The following is a 20,005-nucleotide window of genomic DNA, read 5'->3' on the forward strand; positions in this document are numbered from 1 at the left end:
CGGTCAGAAGCGGCGCAAAATCGCCGCTTTCGCCGTCGAGAACTCCTCGGCCGTGAGGAGGCCTGACGTGTGCAGCTCCCCGAGCTCGCGCAGTCGACGCAACAGCGCGTCGTGGTCCGCGCCGTCCGCCGCAAGCGCGGCCGGGGCCGGGGCGAGCGCGGCGGCCGGGTGCGGCAGGCGGGCCGCCACGGCCGCCGCGACCAGCGCGGTCGCCAGCTCCTTGCGGCCCATCCCGAACAGCTCCACCGCGTACGGGTCGTACTTGGGGGACGGCGGCGCCTGGGCGCCCGCCAGGGTGAACCGCAGCACGCCGTTGGAGAGCCCCCGGGACGGGGTCCACTCCACCGCCCGGACGTCGGCGACCCGGAACTGCCGGGCGCCCGCCGACTGCTTGGCCTCCTCCGTCGCCCAGTTCCAGTCCAGGGTGATCCGGTCGCCGTCGAAGGCCGCCGTGCCGTCGCCCCCGCTCGCGGTGATCGGCACCGGCGGGCCCGGCAGCAGGTAGCGGTCGCTGGGGCCGGGATCCACCTGGTCCAGCAGGAGCGCGTTGCGCAGCTCGTCGACGAAGTACTCCGCCACTCCGGTGCGGTCCGACTCCACGGTCAGCCTGTAGGGGTCCGAGGTCTCCGGCAGCCGCCCGCCCGTCACCTGGATCAGCGGGTCGGCGCCGTCACGCGGCCGCAGCCGCAACCGGCCCGACTTGCGGCCCGGTTCGTAGGAGACGCCGGCGATCGCGCCCAGCGGCACGAGCAGTTCCCCGAGGGCCTGCCGCAGCGGGCCGACCTCCTTGTCGCGGCCCGGCACGATGCGCACCGCGTCCCCGTCGAAGGTCCACGTGCCGTCCTTCTGGATGATTTCCGCCATCCCGCGATTCTCGCATCGGCGTGTCGTGCCCGATTGGCCTATACCTGAGGTCATGAGAGTCCTGCGACGCACGCTCGGTGCCCTCCTCGTCCTCGGCGCGGCGGCCGTTTCCTGCACCGCCGCCCACGGTGACGACTCCCGGCCCGGGGGCGTGCGTGCCGCCGCGCCCACCCCCTACGAACGGCTGCTGCCCGCGCCCGTGTCCGCGCGGGCCGAGGGCGCCGGGTACGCGTTCGGGGCGGGCACGGTGATCCGTACCGCCCCGGGCTCCGGCGCGCAGGTGCGGCAGGTCGGGGAGCTGCTCGCCGAGCAACTGCGCGGGGCCGTCGGCCTGCCGCTGCCCGTGGTGGCCGGGGCGGACGGGGACGGGATCCGGCTGCGGCTCGACCGGGGCGCGGGCGCGCTCGGCGAGGAGGGCTACCGGCTGGAGGCCGGCCCGAGCGGGGTCACGCTCACCGCGCGCACGCCCGAGGGGCTGTTCCACGCGGGGCAGACCCTGCGGCAACTGGTGCCGGCGCGGGGCGCGGGGACGGTTCCGGGCGGGAGGGTGCAGGACACGCCGCGGTTCGCGTACCGGGGAGCCATGATCGACATCGCCCGCCACTTCTTCCCGGTGGAGCAGGTGAAGCGGTACGTGGACCAGCTCGCCCAGTACAAGGTCAACACCCTGCACCTGCACCTGACCGACGACCAGGGCTGGCGGCTCGCGAGCGACTCCTGGCCGCGGCTCGCCGAGGTCGGCGGCGGCAGCGAGGTCGGCGGCGGTCCGGGCGGCCACTGGACGAAGGACGAGTACCGGGAACTGGTCGCGTACGCGGCCCGGCGGTACGTGGACGTCGTGCCCGAGATCGACATGCCCGGACACGTCAACGCGGCGCAGGCCTCCTATGCCGAGTTGAACTGCGACGGCAAGGCGCGCGAGCGGTACACCGGGATCAAGGTGGGCTTCAGCTCGCTGTGCGTGGGCAGCGAGCGGACGTACGAGTTCATCGACGAGGTGCTCGGCGAGGTCGCGGAGATGACCCCGGGGAAGTACCTGCACATCGGCGGGGACGAGGCGCACTCCACGCCGGCGGCGGACTACGCGGCCTTCATGGACCGGGCGCAGGCGGTCGTCGGCACGTACGGCAAGACGGTGGTGGCCTGGCACCAGCTGGCCTCGGCGCGCCCGGCGGCGGGCGCGGTGCTCCAGTACTGGGGGCACGACCGGACGTCGGCGGCCGAGAGGGCGGGCGTGGCGGCGGCGGCGAAGGCGGGCCACCCGGTGATCCTGTCCCCGGCGGACCGCGTCTACCTCGACATGAAGTACGACAAGGCGACGAAGCCGGGGTTGGCGTGGGCCGGGTACGTGCCGGTGCGGCGGGCCTACTCCTGGGATCCGGGCGCCTACCTGCCGGGGGTCCCCGAGTCGGCGGTGCTGGGTGTGGAGGCGCCGCTGTGGACCGAGACGGTCGCCACGCGCAAGGACTGGGAGCAGCTGGCGTTCCCCAGGGTGCTGGGGCTGGCGGAGCTGGGCTGGTCGCCGGCGGCGGCACTGGACTGGGACCGCTACCGCGAGCGGCTGGCGGCCCAGGGCCCGCGGCTGGACGCGCAGGGCATCGACTACTTCCGGGCGCCGGACGTTCCCTGGTCCCGGTCCCTGTCGTAGCGGCGTCCGCGCCGGGGGTCAGCTGACCTTCTTGGCGCCCTGGATGGCCTTCGCGAGGTCCTCCAGCAGCTGGGCGCACTTCTCGTACGAGAAGATCGGCTCGGTCACGCGCGGGGTGATCTGGCCGGCCTTGACGGCGGGCATCCGGGTCCAGGTCGGCTTGGCCGCCAGGTCCTTCGGCTGCAGGGTGCCGGTGCGGTTGTCGAGGAGGACGAGGTCGGCCTGGTACTTGCCGGCGTTCTCCCAGCTGAGGCTCTCGAAGAAGCCGCCCTCGTCCAGCTTGTCCGGGGCGACGAACTCGACGCCGAGCGACTCGAAGTACTTCAGGTCGGCGGAGGTCTTCGGGGTGGAGACGTAGAACAGGTCGGCGGCGCCGGAGCCGACGAGCACCTTGATGCCCGGGTTCGCCTTGGTGGCCTCGCGGACCTTGGCGGAGGCGGCCTCGAAGCGGGCCTTGGCGTCCACGGTCTTCTTGGCGCTCATGTCGGCGCCGAGGGCCTTGGCGAGGTCCGCGGTGCGGGCCAGTGCCTTGTCCATGGAGACGTCGCCGCCGACCTTGATCGCGGCGGCCGGGGCCAGCTTCATGATCTTGTCCTTGGAGGCCTCCGGGACGTACCAGTACGAGCCGTCCCAGCTGTTGGTGACCAGGAGGTCGGGCTGGAGGGAGGCGTACTTCTCGACGTTGAACTCGTCGTAGACGTTGCCGAGGATCTGGACCTGGGAGATGTCCATCGAGCCGGCCTGGACGTCGGGCTTGCCGTCGGCGGTCTTGGTCGGGCCGAAGACGCCCTTGACGCTCACGCCGTAGTCGTGGAGGGCGGCGGCGGTGCCGGTGAAGGCGACGATGTTCTTCGGGGTGGACTGGGCGGAGACGTCCTTGCCGAGGTCGTCCTTGAAGGTCCAGGGTCCCGAGGCCGCGGCGGCCTTGTCCGCCTCGCCGGCTCCGTCCTTCGCCGTGTCGGCGCCGCACGCGGAGAGCGCCGCGACGAGGCCCAGGGCGCCGCCGGCCGCGATGAGACCGCGGCGGGTGAGGAGGGAGGATCGGGACTTGGGCATGTCGATGTCCGCTTTCGTGCGTTCCGGGCGGCCACTGAGCCGTTCGGAGGGAAGGTTAGCCTAACCTTGGCTGAAAGCGGTAAGGGGGCCCGGGTCTCCCCGGGCCCCCTCGTGCGAGCTGCCGCCCGGCCGACCTCCCGGTCGGCGACCGGTCAGCCGGCGAAGCCCAGTTCGCGGGCGATCAGCATGCGCTGCACCTCGCTGGTGCCCTCGCCGATCTCCAGGATCTTCGAGTCCCGCCACATGCGGGCCACCGGGTACTCGTTCATGAACCCGTAGCCGCCGTGGATCTGCGTGGCCTCGCGGGCGTTGTCGACGGCGACCGTGGAGGAGTACAGCTTGGCGATCGCCGCCTCCTTCTTGAACGGCTCGCCGGCCACCAGCCGCGAGGCCGCGTCGCGCCAGCCGACACGGGCCATGTGGGCGCGCATCTCCATGTCGGCCAACTTGAACTGGATGGCCTGGTTGTCGCCGATGGGCCGACCGAAGGCCTTGCGCTCCCTGGCGTACTTCACCGACTCGTCGACGCAGCCCTGGGCCAGGCCCGTGGCGAGCGCGGAGATGGCGATGCGGCCCTCGTCGAGGATCCGCAGGAACTGGGCGTAACCGCGGCCCTCCTGGCCGACCAGGTTGGCCAGGGGCACCCGTACGTCCTGGAACGACAGCTCGCGGGTGTCGGAGGAGTTCCAGCCGACCTTGGAGTACGGGGCCGCCACCGTGAAGCCGGGCGTGCCGGACGGCACGATGATCGAGGAGATCTCGGGCCGGCCGTCCGCCTTGCGCCCGGTCACCGCGGTGACCGTGACCAGGCCGGTGATGTCCGTGCCGGAGTTGGTGATGAAGCACTTCGAGCCGTTGATCACCCACTCGTCACCGTCCTTGACGGCGGTCGTGCGGGTGCCGCCCGCGTCCGAGCCGCCGTCCGGCTCGGTCAGACCGAAGGCGCCCAGCACCTCGCCGGAGCACATCCTCGGCAGCCACTCCCGCTTCTGCTCCTCGGTGCCGAACAGGTGGATCGGCATGGCGCCGAGCGAGACGCCGGCCTCCAGGGTGATGGCGACCGAGGAGTCGACCCGGGCCAGCTCCTCCAGGGCGATGCCGAGGGCGAGGTAGTCGCCGCCCATGCCGCCGTACTCCTCCGGGAAGGGCAGGCCGAACAGGCCCATGCGGCCCATCTCGCGGACGATCTCGTACGGGAACTCGTGCCGCTCGTACAGGTCGCCGATCTTGGGGGCGACGACGTCGTGCGCGAAGGCCTCGACGGTGCGGCGGAGTTCCTCGTGCTCGGGGGTGAGCCGGTGGTCGAGGGACATGTCTTCGTTACTCCTTGTGGGAGAGGGCACGGACGGTACGGGAGGGGCTGGGGCGCCCCAACCGCTCGGCCATCCACACGCTCGTGGCGGTGAGGGCGGCCAGGTCGACCCCGGTCTCGATGCCGAGGCCGTCGAGCATCCACACGAGGTCCTCGGTGGCCAGGTTGCCGGTGGCGCTCTTCGCGTACGGGCAGCCGCCGAGGCCGCCGGCGGAGGCGTCGACCGTGGTCACGCCGTGCCGGAGCGCGGCGAGGGTGTTGGAGAGGGCCTGGCCGTAGGTGTCGTGGAAGTGGACACCGATCCGGTCGGTCCCCACGCCCTCCCCGTCGAGTCCGTCGAGGAGGGCCCGGACATGGCCCGGGGTGGCGACGCCGATGGTGTCGCCGAGGCTCAGTTCGTCGCAGCCGAGGTCCAGCAGTGCCTTGGCCACGGAGACCACCTGCGGGACGGGCACGGCGCCCTCCCAGGGGTCGCCGAAGCACATGGAGAGGTACCCGCGCACATGGGCCCCCTGCTCCTTCGCCCGGGCCACCACGGGCTCGAACATGGCCAGGGACTCGGCGACGGTCCGGTTGAGGTTGCGGGCCGCGAAGGTCTCCGTCGCGGAACCGAACACGGCGATCCGGTCCGCCCCGAGGGCGAGCGCGCGGTCCAGGCCGCGCTCGTTGGGGACGAGGACGGGCAGGTCGGCGGAGACGTCGCAGAGCAGCGGGAAGAGCTGCTCCGCGTCCGCGAGCTGGGGCACCCACTTGGGGTGGACGAAGCTGGTGGCCTCGATGGTGGTGAGGCCGGCCGCGGCGAGCCGGTGGATGAACTCGGCCTTCACCTCGGTCGGTACGGGCGTCTTCTCGTTCTGCAGTCCGTCGCGGGCACCCACCTCGTGGATGCGGACGCGGGTCGGCAGCCCGGGATCGGGGACCGTCATGGGCAGGCCGTTCACTCGGCGCCCTCCTCTTCCTCCGGGGTGACCACGGCCAGGATCTGGTCCATGGCGACGGTGGTGCCGGGGGTCACGTCGAGCTCGGTGACCGTGCCGGCGTGCGGGGCGGAGATGACGTGCTCCATCTTCATCGCCTCCACCACGAGCAGGCTCTGGCCGGCCGTCACCCGGTCCCCGACGGACACCTTCACGACGGTGACGGTGCCGGGCATCGGGGCCGCCAGCGTGCCCGCGCCGCCGTGGCCGCGGCCGGTGAGCGCCGCGGCGACGGGGTCGTGGCGCTGGAGGTGCCAGGAGTCGCCGTCACGGCCGAGCCAGGTCCCCTCCGGGGAGGCGGCGTGCGCGAAGCGGTGGGTGACGCCGTCGAGTTCCACCGTGACCGTGTCGGGGGTCCGGGCCACGACCCGGCCGCGGGCCGGTGTGCCGGAGCTCCCCGACAGGATCTCCGTGTCGGGGCCGGCCGGGCGGGTGCGGATCTCCACCGGGTCCTGTCCCGGGAGGCGGACGTGGTGGACCGTCCAGGCGGGGGTGCCGCCCAGGCGCCAGCCGTCGGCGGCGTCGAACGGGTCCACCCACCCTCCCGGCCCCGCGGGCGCGGGCTCCTCGGCGAGCAACGCCGCCGCCGCGTACACCTCGTCCGGGATCCCCTCCGGGAGCAGGGACGCCAGGTCGCGCTCGACCAGCCCGGTGTCGAGGTCGCCCGACACCACGTCGGGGTGCGCCAGCAGCCGCCGCAGGAAACCGGCGTTGGTCTGCACGCCCAGGATGACGGTGTCCGCGAGGGCCCCCCGCAGCACCCGCAGGGCGGCCGCGCGGTCGGGCCCGTACGCGATGACCTTGGACAGCATCGGGTCGTAGGCGGAACCCACCGGCACGCCCGCCGTCAGACCGGAGTCGGTGCGCACGGCGCCGCCGGACGGCTCCGACAGGGCCAGGACCGTGCCGCCCGAGGGCAGGAACCCGCGGGCCGGGTCCTCGGCGCAGACGCGGGCCTCGATGGCGTGGCCGGTCAGGGTCACGTCCTCCTGCCCGAACCCGAGGGGAGCCCCCGCCGCGACCCGCAGCTGCTGCTCGACCAGGTCGAGCCCGGTGATCAGCTCCGTCACCGGGTGCTCCACCTGGAGGCGCGTGTTCATCTCCATGAAGTAGTACGAGGACGGGTCGCCGCCCGGCACGATGAACTCCACGGTGCCCGCGCCGACGTACCCGCAGGAACGGGCCGCCTCCACGGCGGCCGCGCCCATCGACGCCCGCAGCAGCGGCGTCAGCAGGACCGACGGGGCCTCCTCGACGACCTTCTGGTGGCGGCGCTGGAGCGAGCACTCCCGCTCGCCCAGGTGCACCACGTTGCCGTGCGCGTCCGCCAGCACCTGGATCTCGATGTGCCGCGGCCGGTCCACCCACCGCTCGACGAGCAGGGTGTCGTCACCGAAGGAGGACCGGGCCTCGCGCCGCGCCGCAGCGATCTCCTCGCCGAGCAGCTCCGCGTCGCGGACCAGCCGCATGCCCTTGCCGCCGCCGCCCGCGGAGGGCTTCAGCAGCACCGGCATGCCGATCTTCTCGGCGGCGGAGACCAGTTCGGCGTCGGTGAGGCCGCTGCCGGAGGAGCCGGGGACGACGGGCACGCCCGCCTCCTTCACCGTCTCCTTCGCCCGGATCTTGTCGCCCATCAGGGAGATCGCGCTCGCCGGGGGGCCGATGAAGGCCAGCCCGGCCTCCGCGCAGGCCGCAGCGAAGGCGGCGTTCTCCGCGAGGAAGCCGTACCCGGGGTGGACGGCCTCGGCGCCGGTGCGGCGGGCCGCGTCCAGCAGTCGTTCCACCGACAGGTAGCTCTCGGCGGCGGCCGCCGGTCCGATCCTGACCGCCGTGTCGGCCTCCCGTACGTGACGGGCGTCCGCGTCGGCGTCGCTGAAGACGGCCACGGAGCGGATGCCGAGCTCCCGCAGGGTGCGGATGACCCGGACCGCGATCTCGCCGCGGTTCGCGACCAGAACAGTGCTGAACATCAGTGAGGTCCTCACGTCACATACGGAAGATGCCGAAGCCCGAGTCGCCCAACGGGGCGTTCGCGCACGCGGTCAGGGCCAGCCCGAGCACCTGTCGGGTCTCCAGGGGGTCGATGACCCCGTCGTCCCAGAGGCGGGCGGTGGCGTAGTAGGCGTTGCCCTGTTCCTCGTACTGCGCGCGGACCGGGGCCTTGAAGGCCTCCTCGTCCTCGGCCGGCCACTCCTGGCCCGCGCCCTCGATCTGGTCGCGCTTGACGGTGGCCAGCACGGAGGCCGCCTGCTCGCCGCCCATCACCGAGATCTTCGCGTTGGGCCACATCCACAGGAAGCGCGGCGAGTAGGCCCGCCCGCACATCGAGTAGTTGCCCGCCCCGTAGGAACCGCCGACGACCACCGTCAGCTTCGGGACCCGGGCGCACGCCACGGCCGTCACCATCTTGGCGCCGTGCTTGGCGATGCCGCCGGCCTCGTAGTCGCGGCCGACCATGAACCCCGAGATGTTCTGGAGGAAGAGGAGCGGGATGCCGCGCTGGTCGCACAGCTCGATGAAGTGCGCGCCCTTCTGGGCGGACTCGGAGAAGAGGATGCCGTTGTTGGCGATGATGCCGACGGGGTGCCCGTGGATCCGGGCGAAACCGGTGACCAGCGTCTGCCCGAACTCCGCCTTGAACTCCTGGAAGCGGGACCCGTCCACGACCCGGGCGATGACCTCGCGGGCGTCGTAGGGGGTGCGGGAGTCGACCGGCACCGCGCCGTACAGGCCGTACGGGTCCACCTTCGGCTCCTCGGGAGCCTCGACCGACCAGGGCAGGGCCGCACGGTCGGGCAGCGTCGCCACGATGTTCCGTACGATCCGCAGCGCGTGCGCGTCGTCCTCCGCGAGGTGGTCGGTCACGCCCGACACCCGGGAGTGGACCTCGCCGCCGCCGAGTTCCTCGGCCGTGACGACCTCGCCCGTCGCGGCCTTCACCAGCGGCGGGCCACCGAGGAAGATCGTGCCCTGGCCGCGCACGATGACGGCCTCGTCGCTCATGGCCGGGACGTACGCCCCGCCGGCGGTGCAGGAGCCGAGCACGGCCGCGATCTGCGGGATGCCGGCGCCGGACATGCGGGCCTGGTTGTAGAAGATGCGGCCGAAGTGCTCCCGGTCGGGGAAGACCTCGTCCTGCATGGGCAGGAAGGCGCCGCCGGAGTCGACCAGGTAGAGGCAGGGGAGACGATTCTCCAGCGCCACCTCCTGGGCGCGCAGGTGCTTCTTGACGGTCATCGGGTAGTAGGTGCCGCCCTTGACGGTGGCGTCGTTCGCGACGATGACGCACTCGCGGCCACTGACCCGGCCGATGCCCGCGATGACCCCGGCGGCCGGGGCCGCGCCCCCGTACATGCCCTCGGCTGCCAACGGGGCCAGCTCCAGGAAGGGCGATCCGGGGTCGAGGAGGGCGTCCACGCGGTCGCGGGGAAGCAGCTTCCCGCGGGCGGTGTGGCGGGCGCGGGCCCGCTCCCCGCCGCCCAGGCGGGCCGCCTCCAGCCGGGCGCGCAGGCCCTCGGCCAGTTCGCGGTGGGCGGCCTCGTTGGTCCGCCAGGCCTCGGACGCCGGGTCCGCGGCGCTCGTCAGCACTGGTGCCTGCTGCATCGGTCGAGCTCCCTTGCTCGGTGCACGCGGTTAATGGTCGTTAACGCGTATGGGCCTTAGGTTAACGAGCGCTAACGGCCCTGTCTAGAATGGTTTCCCATGAGCACCAGAGCGGCCGCCCCGACCCGTCGCGAGCAGATCCTCAGTGAGGCCGCTCGTCTCTTCGCCGAGCGCGGCTTCCACGGCGTCGGAGTGGACGAGATAGGGGCCGCGGTGGGCATCAGCGGCCCCGGCCTGTACCGGCACTTCGCCGGCAAGGACGCCATGCTCGCCGAACTGCTCGTCGGGATCAGCGAGCGGCTGCTCACCGGCGGCCGGCGGCGCGCCGAGGAGGCGGCCGGCGACCCGGCGGCGCTGCTGGCCTCCCTCGTGGAGGGCCACATCGACTTCGCTCTCGACGACCGCGCGCTGATCACCCTGCACGACCGGGAGCTGGACCGGCTGCGGGAGGCCGACCGCAAGCTCGTACGACAGTTGCAGCGCCAGTACGTCGAGCTGTGGGTACAGGTCGTGCGCGAGCTGCACCCGGAGGTGGGGGAGGCGCAGGTACGTGTCTCCGTGCACGCGGTCTTCGGCCTGCTGAACTCCACCCCGCACCTGGCGGCCCTGGGGCGGGAGGCCACCGAGTCCCTGCTGCGGCGGCTGGCCAACGGGGCCTTCGGGGCGCTGTCGGGGTGACGCCCGGCGTCCGCGGGTCGAAATGGTTCCGGCGCGTGACGGCACGCGACGGCAGAATGGGCCGTATGCCGAAGCCGATAGAGACGCCAGCCCAGTCCTCTCAAGCGCCGAGCCGCGCCGAACTCGTCGACCACCTGGTCCGCACGCGGATCGCGGGCGACGTCGCCACCCCGCGCGAGAACAACCTCTCCCACTACCGCAAGCTCGCCAACGGCGACCGCCACTACTGGCTGGGCCTGGAACTCGGCGACCGCTGGGTCGACGAGCAGGACGTGCTCGCCGTCATGGCGGAACGCTGCGGAGTGGTGGACGACGCGACGCACCGCTTCGGCCAGGACACCATCGACCCGGAGCTGACGGTGGCCGGCCTGGACCGGCTCGCGGCCCGGCTGCGCAAGGCCGCGCTGGACCGGCAGAGCGTCCTGCTGGCCACCGGACACCCCGGCGGCCTGCTGGACGTCCACCGGGCGACCGGCGAGGCCCTGCGGGCGGCCGGTTGCGAGATCGTGGTCATCCCGCGCGGTCTGGTCGCGGACGAGGGCTCCGTGTGGCAGTTCGCCAACGTCGCCGTGCTGGAGCGGGGCGCGACCCTGTGGCACACCCACTCGCCGGAGCCCATGGCCGCGATCCTGGACGGGCTGGCGGCCGAGAACCGCCCCCAGCCGGACCTGGTCCTGGCCGACCACGGCTGGGCGGGCTGCGCGGCGCAGCGGGGCCTGGACGCGGTGGGCTACGCGGACTGCAACGACCCCGCCCTGTTCCTCGCCGAGGCGGAGGGCACCCTCCAGGTCGCGATCCCGCTCGACGACCACGTCCGGGACCCGCGCCACTACGACCCGATGGTGGCCTACCTGCTGGACGCCGCGGGCCTGGCCTGACGGCAGCCGACGCGGGGCGGGGCGTGCGCCCCGCCCGACGGGTCCGGCCGGGGCCCCGCCGAGGGCCCCGCCGAGGGGCCGGCCGAGGGGCCGGCCGCGACGGTCATGCGGAGGGCCGCGCCCGGGGTGTGATCACTTGAGCCAGCCGGTGGTGAAGTCCTGGACGGTCGAACCGTCGAGGTCCGCCAGCTTGATGCCGACGAAGTCCCGCGCCCAGTCGGAGGTCTGCACCCGGAACGGCATCCGCTCCGCGGTCAGCGCCTCGACGACGGGGGCGGCCGCCTCGGCCGAGGTCTGGGCGTGGTCGTAGGCCTGCGAGGTGCGCCCGAGGTAGGCCCGCAGCGCGGGGGCGTACGGTCCGGCCTCGGCGAGCAGGGTCGGTACGTCGATCCCGATGGTGGCGACGAACTCGCTGGTGACGGCGCCCGGTTCGACGACGGCCACCTGGACGCCGGTGGTGGCGACGACCGGGGCGAGCGACTCCATGAAGCCCTCGACGGCGAACTTGGCCGCGCAGTACGCCTCGTTGAACGGCTGGCCGATCATGCCGCCGACGCTCGTCACCGTGATGACCCGCCCGCCCGAGGCGCGCAGGTGGGGGAGGGCGACCCGGGTGACCTCGACGACGCCGAAGTAGTTGACCTCCATCGCGGCCCGGACCGGCTCCATGCCGTGCTGCTCGATCGTGCCGACGAACCCGGCGCCGGCGTTGTTCACCACCGCGTCGAGCCGGCCGTGTTCCGCGACGACCTCCGCCACGCAGCGGGCCACGGAGCCGGCATCCGTCACGTCGAGCGGCTTGACCTGGATCAGGTCCGAGACGCCGGCTTCGGCGGCCGCCTCCAGCAGGGCGTCGGCGCGGCCGGTGTCGCGCATGGTGGCGACGGTGTGCAGGCCCGCGCGGGCGGCGGCGACCGCGGCGGCCAGGCCGATGCCGGTGGAGGTGCCGGTGACGAGGACGACCTTGGGGCCGGTGGGGGTGGGGGTGGGGGTGGGGGTGGCGGACATGGGGGTCTCCTGGGGATCGCCGTGTTTCTGTGCGTGCACACACACATTACTCATGTGTGCGTGTGCACGCAATTAGGTAGGCTCCTCGTCATGGCGCACAACGAGCTCTCCATGGGCGGACTCACCCCCCGCGACCACGCCTTCTACGGCCTGGTCTGGGCCGGCACCACCCTCACCGCCCGGGTCGACCAGGCCCTCACCCGACGGCACGACCTGCCGCTCTCGTGGTTCGAGGTGATGCTGTGGCTCCAGGCCCAGGAGGAGCCGGTCGCCTCCTCCGAGCTGGGGGCCAGGACCCTGCTCAGCCGCAGCCAGGTGTCCCGGGTCGCCGACTCGCTCCAGGCGCGCGGCCTCGTCGAGCGGATACCTTCCCCGACCGACGCGCGCTCCGTGCGGATCGCCCTCACCGACGCCGGCCGGCGCGCCTTCCTGGAGGCCGACGCCACCCGCCGCGAGGCCCTCGCCGAGGTCTTCGACGACCGGCTCGACGACGCGGACATCGCCGCGCTCGGCGCGATCTGGGCCAAGCTCAAGGCGTAGGCCGTCCCTTTCGGGTCGTGCCGGACCCGCGCCGCCCGGCGAGATCCGGCACAGACGCCCCGGCCGGCAACGGCGCCCGGGCGACCGGGTGTTGTCAGTGCCGGCGCCTACGGTCGCCCCATGACCAAGACGCCGAACCCGCTGTCCGCGCTGGCCGCCGACCCGCAAGGCCGCTCCCTGGGCCTCGCGTTGCCGCCCGGCACGCTGATCGACGGTCCCGGCCGACGCTTCGCGCGCCGGTCCCCGCCGGTGTGGGTGTCCGACGAGCCCGTGGGCCCCGGAGCGCTCGCCGCCCACCGCGGCCCGGCGCGGGCGGCCGGCCTCCAGGCGGTGCTGTTCCAGGGCCGGCGCGGCCTGGAGAGCTGGTGGACCCGCGGTGAGCTGCGGCCGCGCGAGATGTCCGACCCCGACGACCACCACGTCGAACCGGTCCTGCGCGCGTACTGGGCCGATGTGGTCCCCGACCCCGAGGAGGGAGCCGAGGGCGAGGAACTGATCGCGCCGTTCGGCCGGGAGTGGCCGGGGCTCGCCGAGCCCGGGGTCCCGGACGGGGACCCGGAGGAGCAAGCCGTCGCCCGGGCCGACGAGCTGATCCGGGAGGGCGTCCTGCCGAGCCCCCGCCTGGCCCTGATACCGGCGGCCCGGGGAGCGGACGCACCCACCGCGATGGGGTGGCGCGGCCCCCTGAACCACGAGAACGACACGGCCCGCGTCAGCACCGTCCTGCGCTCCTGGGAAGAGCGCTACGGCGCCCGCGTCCTCGCCCTCGGCTTCGACGAACTCCACCTCTCGGTGGCCGCCCCGCCCGCGACGCGGGCCGCCGCCCTCCCCGTCGCCGCCGAGCACTTCGCCTTCTGCCCCGACAACGTCTGGCAGGGCTCCGGCAGCGTGCACGCCTACGCGGAGGAGGCCGTCGTCGGCGCGCGGACCTGGGCATTCTGGTGGGACTGAGGAACGGCGAGCCGGCCTCGGCCCCACCGCCCGCTCACCCGGCCCGGCCGGGCGGCGGCGGGGCCGGGGCGGCCGGCGGCGAGGTCCGAGGGGGAGGCGGCGTGGTCGGCGTCGGGTCCAGGTATACGCGGCGGATCGCCGGGAAGCGCTCCCGCAGCTGGTCCTCCGCGTCCTCGCACGCGGCCTCCACCTGCCGCGCCGACGCCAGGTCGTGGAAGTCGATCTTCGCCGCGATCAGCACCTCGGCCGGGCCCTGCACCAGGGTCGTCAGCTCCAGCACCGCCTCGATGTGCGGCACGGTCAGCAGCTCCTCCCGGACCTCCGCCCGCATCGCGGCGGGCAGCGAACGGCCGATCAGGTACTGCGCGTTCGAGCGGCCCAGCTCCCACGCCACCCACACCAGGAGCAGCCCGATCAGCAGCGACGCCACCCCGTCGTACACACCCGACCCGGTCAGCTGCGCCCCCAGCAGCCCGCCGGCGGCCAGTGCCAGACCGATCAGCGCGGCCACGTTCTCCAGCAGCACGGCCTTCACCGCCGTGTCCGGGGTGTGCTTCACGTACAGGCCCAGGGGCGCGGCCAACCGTGCCGCCTCGCCCCTCATCTGGCGCCACGCCACCAACAGGGAGTAGCCCTCCAGCAGGAACGCCACCGCCAGGATCACGTACGACACCATCGGGTCCCCGGGGTCCTCCCCGTGCACCAGCGTGTGGATCCCGTCGTACACGGCGAACACCGCGCCGCCGACGAAGGTGGCGACCGAGGCCAGCAGTGCCCAGATGTACCGCTCCGGCCCGTAGCCCAGCGGATGCGCCTCGTCCGCCGGGCGGGCGCCGCGCTTGAGCGAGACCAGCAGCATCACCTCGGTCACCGTGTCGGCCACCGAGTGCGCCGCCTCCGACAGCATGGCGCTGGATCCGCTCACGACCCCGCCGACCGCCTTCGCGGCGGCGATGCCGAGGTTGGTGACGACCGCGACGACGACCGTTCCGAGACTTTCCGCTTCTTCGGGCACGAGGTGACGGTATGTCCGACCCCCGGCCCGGGCACGGCGACACCCGGACGCGGACTCAGCCGCGCGGGACGCGCACCACGCCCTCCTGGATGACCGTGACGGCCAGCCGCCCGTCCTGGGTCCAGATGCGAGCCTGCCCCAGACCCCGGCCGGCGGCGGCCGAGGGGGACTCCTGGTCGTACAGCAGCCACTCGTCGGCGCGAAACGGCCGGTGGAACCACATCGCGTGGTCCAGCGAGGCGCCCACCACGTCGCCCACGGCCCAGCCGCCCCGGCCGTGCGCGAGCAACACCGAGTCGAGCAGGGTCATGTCCGAGACGTACGTGGCCAGGCAGGTGTGCAGCAGGGCGTCGTCGCTCTCCAGCTTCCCGGCGGTACGGAACCACACCTGCGAGCGCGGCTCGACCGGCTGCCCGACGCTGCCCCACGGAGGGGTCGTCGCGTACCGCAGGTCCACCGCGCCCCGCGCCTCGATCAGCCGCTCCACCGTGTCCGGGTCGCGGAAGATCCCCCGGTACGCGGGCAGGGCCTCGGCGGCGGTGGGCAGGGTCTCGGGATCGGGGGCGTCCGGCATCGCCGTCTGGTGGTCCAGCCCCTCCTCGTACGTCTGGAACGACGCGGAGAGGTGGAAGATCGGCTGGCCGTGCTGGACGGCCACCACCCGGCGGGTGGTGAAGGAGCGCCCGTCGCGGATCCGGTCCACCGAGTACACGATGGGCGCGCCGGGATCGCCGGCGCGCAGGAAGTACGAGTGCAGCGAGTGCGCGGTGCGGTCCCCGGGCACGGTCCGCCCGGCCGCGACCAGCGCCTGGGCCGCGACCTGTCCGCCGAAAACGCGCGGTACCAGCGCCGAACGGCTGGTACCGCGGAAGATGTTCTCCTCGATCTGCTCCAGGTCGAGCAGATCGAGGAGCGTCGTCAGAGCCTCGTTCATGGGGGAAGGGTAGGTCCCGAGGGGGTCCGGAATCCCTTACAGACCCATGGACTTGGCGATGATGGACTTCATGACCTCGCTGGTGCCGCCGTAGATGCGGTTCACGCGGTTGTCGGCGTACAGGCGGGCGATCGGGTACTCGTTCATGTAGCCGTAGCCGCCGTGCAGCTGGAGGCACTTGTCGATGACGCGGTGCGCGACCTCGGTCGTGAAGAGCTTCGCGGACGCGGCCTCGGCGGCGGTCAGCTCACCGGCGTCCAGGGCCTCCAGCGCGCGGTCGGCGACGGCCTCGGCCGCGTCCACCTCGGCCTGGCAGGCGGCCAGTTCGAACTTGGTGTTCTGGAAGTGCGCGACCGGCTTGCCGAAGACGGTGCGGTCCGTCACGTACTGCTGGGCGAACCGGACAGCGGCCTTGGCCTGGGCGTACGCACCGAAGGCGATGCCCCAGCGCTCGGAGGGCAGGTTCGCGCCGAGGTAGTAGAAGCCCTTGTTCTCCTCGCCCATCAGGTCCTCGACCGGGACCTTCACGTCGACGAACGCCAGCTCGGCGGTGTCGGAGGTGCGCAGGCCCAGCTTGTCGAGCTTGCGGCCGATCGAGTAGCCGGCGGACTTGGTGTCCACGGCGAAGAGGGAGATGCCGAAGCGGCGGTCGTCCTCGCGCGGGGAGGAGGTACGGGCGCAGACGATCACCCGGTCGGCGTGCACGCCGCCGGTGATGAAGGTCTTGGAGCCGTTGAGGACGTAGTGCGTGCCGTCCTCGGAGAGCTTCGCGGTGGTCTTCATGCCCGCGACGTCGGAGCCGGTGCCGGGCTCGGTCATCGCCAGTGCCCACATCTCCTCGCCGGTGACGAACTTCGGCAGGAAGCGCTTCTTCTGCTCGTCGTCGGCCAGCATCTTGATGTAGGGCAGGGCGAGCAGCACGTGCACGCCGGAGCCGCCGAAGTTGACGCCCGCGCGGGAGGTCTCCTCGTAGAGGACGGCCTCGAACTTGTGGGTGTCCAGGCCCGCGCCGCCGAACTCCTCGGGCACGTTGATGCCGAAGATGCCCAGCTCACCGAGCTTGTAGTAGAAGTCGCGGGGAGCCTGGCCGGCCTGGAACCAGTCGTCGTAGACCGGCACGACCTCGGTCTCGATGAAGTCCCGGATGGTCTCGCGGAACGCCTCGTGGTCCTCGTTGAAAACGGTACGGCGCACGGCCGGACTCCCTTCGTCGCGGCGGTCCGCCGCTTATGTCTAAGCGCTTGCTCATACAAAGTTACCGGCGAGTTGTCCATCCGTCCAGAGAGAGGTACGTCGCACGGCGCGCGGCGCCCGGCACGGACCTGCCGGGCGCCGCGCGCGGTCGCGCGAACGAGGGATCGGAGGGGGTGGGCGGCCGGGTGGGGTCGGGTCAGGAGTAGTGGCACACGGTGACCCAGCCGCCCCGCCGCCTCCGGTGAGGCCGGCGTAGGTCCGGGGTATGCGCGAGGCGACCGGAGCCGGGGCGGCCCCCGTTGACGCGCGGTCGGTCGGCGGACGTGTCCCCGGGGCGACAACTGCCTTGCCCCCGGGCCCTCTTCGCGCCCGTCGGTCCGGTCGGGGTCGTCGGTCCTCCGGCCGCGGTCGTGGCCCGGTCGCGGCCGTCGGTCCGGATGCGGTGGTCGGCCCGCTCGCGGTCCTCGGTGGGGCTGCGGCCGTCAGTACCGGGGGGCGGGCGGTGGGGTCTGCGCCGGGGGAGCGGCGGCCCAGCGCAGGGCGAACCACAGTTCCATCCGTACGTCCGCGTCGTCCGGGTCCCGCTCCAACAGGGCCGCGCAGCGGGCGATGCGCTGACGGACCGTGTTGCGGTGCACGCCCAAGGCGGCCGCGGTCCGGTCCCAGCTGCCGTGATGGGCCAGCCAGCCGCGCAGGGTCTCCCGCAGCACGGGGCTCAACGGTGCCAGCACCGCCTCGGCGTGTGCGCGGGCCTCGGGTTCGCCCACCAGCCCGGCCACCCCGGTGTCCGCGTGCCGGGCCAGGGGCGCGCGGGAGCTCTCGGCGCGCTGGAGGGCGCGGGCGGCCTGCGCGTCGGCGGCGGCCAGCGCCGCGGGGTCCGCCGGCGCGGGCGAGCTCACGCCGAGCCGCCATCCCGGCCGGGGGCCGGGCTCGCGCGGGGTGAGGAGGCGTACGAGGGTGCCCTCGGCGGCGTACAGCGGGGTGCCGAGCGCCGCGGCCAGGGCGGTGGGGTCGCCGCCGCCGCGGGCGTGCACCGCCGTCCACGGGCCGGGCCCGAGCGCCTGTGCGGGGGTGGCGCCGAGGAGCAGCCGGGTGAGGGCGGCCGCCTCGCCGGACCCGCCGGGCCGGTCGGCGGTGAGCAGGGTCAGCAGCACGGCGGCGATCGAGGCGATCGTCTGGTCGCCCGGGGCGCGCAGCGGGGTCGCCAGGGCGAGCACCGGCCCGGGGGGAGCGGAGGCGGTCGGGGTGGCCTGCGGGGTGGCCTTTGGGGCGGTCTGCGGGGCGGGCGAGCCGGCGTCGGCGGGCGCCGGCGGGGCGCCGGTCCCGGTGCCTGTGCCCGCTGCTGTCCCCGTTCCCGTGCTCGTCGTCCCCGTTCCCGTCCCCGTTCCCGTTCCCGTTCCCGTTCCCGTTCCCGTTCCCGTGCCGGCGCCGGGCCCCGGGCCCGCGCCGATGCCCGTGCCCGTCGGGTCGGTGGAGGCGCCGGTCGGGCGGCGCCCCAGGGCGTACACCGACAGGTGCCAGCCCGCCGCCTGGTCGGTGGCGGTGGCCGGGCCGGGCGCGCCCACGTGGCGGGCCAGGGCCGCCAACGCCTCCCGGGCCCGCTCGGGGACCGGCCGTCCGGCGGAACGGTCCGGCGCGCCCGGGGTGACCAGGGCCGCGTGCCCGGACAGGGCGGTGGCCAGCCTGGCCAGCACCGCCGGGACCGGGTCGGGGCGCGCCGCCGCGGCCGCCAGGGACTGCTGGGCCTCGGCGACCCGGCGCACCTCGGCCGTACGGGCCTGCGCCATCAGCCGCCAGACGGTACGGGCCACCGCCGTGAAGGGGGTGCCCGGCGGAACCTCCACGAGCGGCAGCCCCAGCGCGACGCAGGCGTCCGTCAGCTCCCGCGGCACCGTCCCGTGCACGGGGGTGACACCGAAGCCGAGCGCGGCCACCCCGGCCCGTACGAGCCGCTCGACGTACCGGAGCGCAGTCGCCGCGCCCCGGTCCGCCCCCGCCCCCGCGCCCGGTCCGTCGTCCCGGCCCAGCCAGGCGCCCGCCGTCAGCAGCAGTTCCCCGCCGAGCAGGTACGGGGACGGGTCCGGCATCTCCGAGGCGTGGACGGCGTGCACGGAGGCCGCGGGGGTGGCGGAGGTCGAGAGGGTTGCGGGGGCCGTTGCCCCGCCGCCGCCCGGCGCGAGCGTGCGCAGCCCCAGCTCCCGGTCCGCGAGCAGGGCCCCCAGCTCCACGCCGGGGGTGGGCGGCTGCTGCTCCTGCGCCGGGCGCGGCATGGATACTCCGTATAGATCGCGGGGACTCGATGGATGAAACGTACACTTCGTGCCCCCGGGATGTCCGTTTACGCTCGAAGGACCGCACACCCCCTCCGGAAGGCACCCCCCCTGATGAGCACGCAGCCGCGCGGACCCGTCGACTCCTCCCGCATCCCGCGCTACGCGGGCCCCGCGACCTTCGCCCGGCTGCCCCGCCTCGACGAGGTCGGCTCGGCCGACGTGGCCGTCGTCGGCGTGCCCTTCGACTCCGGTGTCTCCTACCGCCCGGGCGCCCGCTTCGGCGGCAACGCCATCCGCGAGGCCTCGCGCCTGCTGCGCCCGTACAACCCGGCGCAGGACGCCTCCCCGTTCGCGCTCGCCCAGGTCGCCGACGCCGGCGACATCGCCGTGAACCCCTTCAACATCAACGAGGCCGTCGACCAGGTCGAGGCCGCCGCCGACGAGTTGCTCGGCGCCGGCTCCCGCCTGATGACCCTCGGTGGCGACCACACCATCGCCCTCCCGCTGCTGCGCTCGGTCGCCAAGAAGCACGGCCCGGTCGCGCTCCTCCACTTCGACGCGCACCTCGACACCTGGGACACCTACTTCGGCGCCGAGTACACGCACGGCACCCCGTTCCGCCGCGCCGTCGAGGAGGGCATCCTCGACACCGAGGCGCTCTCGCACGTCGGTACCCGCGGCCCGCTGTACGGCAAGCAGGACCTGACCGACGACGCCAAGATGGGCTTCGGCATCGTGACCTCCGCCGACGTCTACCGGCGCGGCGCCGACGAGGTCGCCGACCAGCTCCGCCAGCGCATCGGGGACCGCCCGCTGTACATCTCCATCGACATCGACGTGCTGGACCCGGCGCACGCCCCCGGCACCGGCACCCCGGAGGCGGGCGGCATGACCTCCCGCGAGCTGCTGGAGATCATCCGCGGACTGTCCTCCTGCAACCTCGTTTCCGCCGACGTGGTCGAGGTCGCCCCGGCGTACGATCACGCCGAGATCACCTCGGTCGCGGCCTCGCACACCGCGTACGAGCTGACCACGATCATGTCGCGACAGATCGCGCAGGCGAAGGGCAAGTAA

The 20,005-nt window shown here is 73.7% G+C and carries 17 protein-coding genes; 6 read left to right on the plus strand and 11 right to left on the minus strand.

The window, feature by feature from the left end:
* Positions 1–3 precede the first annotated feature (3 nt).
* Positions 4–864, minus strand: a complete 861-nt coding sequence (locus tag OG906_RS21870) for a DUF4429 domain-containing protein (protein WP_329445094.1) — start codon at positions 862–864, stop codon at positions 4–6.
* 52 nt (positions 865–916) lie between these two features.
* Between OG906_RS21870 and OG906_RS21875 the strand changes: the two genes are divergently transcribed.
* Positions 917–2,512, plus strand: coding sequence for a beta-N-acetylhexosaminidase (locus OG906_RS21875; RefSeq protein ID WP_329445096.1), 1,596 nt, complete (start codon positions 917–919; stop codon positions 2,510–2,512).
* Between the two features lie 18 nt (positions 2,513–2,530).
* Here the strand turns inward: OG906_RS21875 and OG906_RS21880 are convergent, their stop codons facing one another.
* The 5 genes from OG906_RS21880 to OG906_RS21900 form a co-directional block, all read right to left on the minus strand.
* The gene (locus OG906_RS21880; RefSeq protein WP_329445098.1) at positions 2,531–3,568 is read right to left on the minus strand and encodes an ABC transporter substrate-binding protein; all 1,038 of its coding nucleotides are present in this window, start codon (positions 3,566–3,568) and stop codon (positions 2,531–2,533) included.
* 152 nt (positions 3,569–3,720) lie between these two features.
* Positions 3,721–4,881, minus strand: coding sequence for an acyl-CoA dehydrogenase family protein (locus tag OG906_RS21885; protein ID WP_329445100.1), 1,161 nt, complete (start codon positions 4,879–4,881; stop codon positions 3,721–3,723).
* 7 nt (positions 4,882–4,888) lie between these two features.
* Positions 4,889–5,806, minus strand: coding sequence for a hydroxymethylglutaryl-CoA lyase (locus OG906_RS21890; protein ID WP_329448090.1), 918 nt, complete (start codon positions 5,804–5,806; stop codon positions 4,889–4,891).
* Between the two features lie 11 nt (positions 5,807–5,817).
* Positions 5,818–7,827, minus strand: coding sequence for an acetyl/propionyl/methylcrotonyl-CoA carboxylase subunit alpha (locus OG906_RS21895; RefSeq protein WP_329445102.1), 2,010 nt, complete (start codon positions 7,825–7,827; stop codon positions 5,818–5,820).
* A 16-nt stretch (positions 7,828–7,843) separates the two neighbouring features.
* The gene (locus tag OG906_RS21900; RefSeq protein WP_267825396.1) at positions 7,844–9,460 is read right to left on the minus strand and encodes a carboxyl transferase domain-containing protein; all 1,617 of its coding nucleotides are present in this window, start codon (positions 9,458–9,460) and stop codon (positions 7,844–7,846) included.
* A 99-nt stretch (positions 9,461–9,559) separates the two neighbouring features.
* On the opposite strand from OG906_RS21900, the gene OG906_RS21905 reads away from it, so the two are divergent.
* On the plus strand, positions 9,560–10,138 hold the full coding sequence (locus OG906_RS21905; RefSeq protein ID WP_267799515.1) for an SACE_7040 family transcriptional regulator: 579 nt from the start codon (positions 9,560–9,562) through the stop codon (positions 10,136–10,138).
* 56 nt (positions 10,139–10,194) lie between these two features.
* Positions 10,195–11,016: a phosphatase gene (locus tag OG906_RS21910; protein ID WP_329448091.1), complete on the plus strand. Its 822-nt coding sequence runs from the start codon at positions 10,195–10,197 to the stop codon at positions 11,014–11,016.
* Positions 11,017–11,148: 132 nt separating this feature from the next.
* On the opposite strand, the gene OG906_RS21915 is transcribed toward OG906_RS21910, so the two are convergent.
* The gene (locus tag OG906_RS21915) at positions 11,149–12,024 is read right to left on the minus strand and encodes an SDR family NAD(P)-dependent oxidoreductase (RefSeq protein ID WP_329445104.1); all 876 of its coding nucleotides are present in this window, start codon (positions 12,022–12,024) and stop codon (positions 11,149–11,151) included.
* Positions 12,025–12,114: 90 nt separating this feature from the next.
* On the opposite strand from OG906_RS21915, the gene OG906_RS21920 reads away from it, so the two are divergent.
* Positions 12,115–12,564 (plus strand): MarR family winged helix-turn-helix transcriptional regulator, encoded by a 450-nt coding sequence (locus OG906_RS21920; protein ID WP_267799517.1) that lies wholly within the window; start codon positions 12,115–12,117, stop codon positions 12,562–12,564.
* 120 nt (positions 12,565–12,684) lie between these two features.
* Positions 12,685–13,515 (plus strand): DUF4253 domain-containing protein, encoded by an 831-nt coding sequence (locus OG906_RS21925; RefSeq protein ID WP_329445107.1) that lies wholly within the window; start codon positions 12,685–12,687, stop codon positions 13,513–13,515.
* 34 nt (positions 13,516–13,549) lie between these two features.
* Here OG906_RS21925 and OG906_RS21930 read toward each other — a convergent pair whose 3' ends face one another.
* From OG906_RS21930 to OG906_RS21945, 4 genes are all read right to left on the minus strand, one after another.
* Positions 13,550–14,530 carry a cation diffusion facilitator family transporter gene (locus OG906_RS21930; protein ID WP_329445109.1) on the minus strand — a complete coding sequence of 327 codons (981 nt, stop codon included), beginning with the start codon at positions 14,528–14,530 and terminating at the stop codon, positions 13,550–13,552.
* Between the two features lie 55 nt (positions 14,531–14,585).
* Positions 14,586–15,464, minus strand: coding sequence for an acyl-CoA thioesterase (locus OG906_RS21935; protein WP_267799520.1), 879 nt, complete (start codon positions 15,462–15,464; stop codon positions 14,586–14,588).
* Positions 15,465–15,500: 36 nt separating this feature from the next.
* Entirely contained in the window at positions 15,501–16,658 is a 1,158-nt protein-coding gene (locus OG906_RS21940; protein ID WP_267799521.1) for an acyl-CoA dehydrogenase family protein, read from the minus strand.
* Positions 16,659–17,140: 482 nt separating this feature from the next.
* A complete protein-coding gene (locus OG906_RS21945; RefSeq protein ID WP_329445112.1) occupies positions 17,141–18,928 on the minus strand; it encodes a PucR family transcriptional regulator in 1,788 nt (595 codons plus the stop codon).
* Between the two features lie 114 nt (positions 18,929–19,042).
* Between OG906_RS21945 and speB the strand changes: the two genes are divergently transcribed.
* Entirely contained in the window at positions 19,043–20,005 is a 963-nt protein-coding gene (gene speB / locus OG906_RS21950) for an agmatinase (RefSeq protein ID WP_053674744.1), read from the plus strand.

Source organism: Streptomyces sp. NBC_01426 (genome assembly GCF_036231985.1).
Lineage (GTDB): Bacteria > Actinomycetota > Actinomycetes > Streptomycetales > Streptomycetaceae > Streptomyces.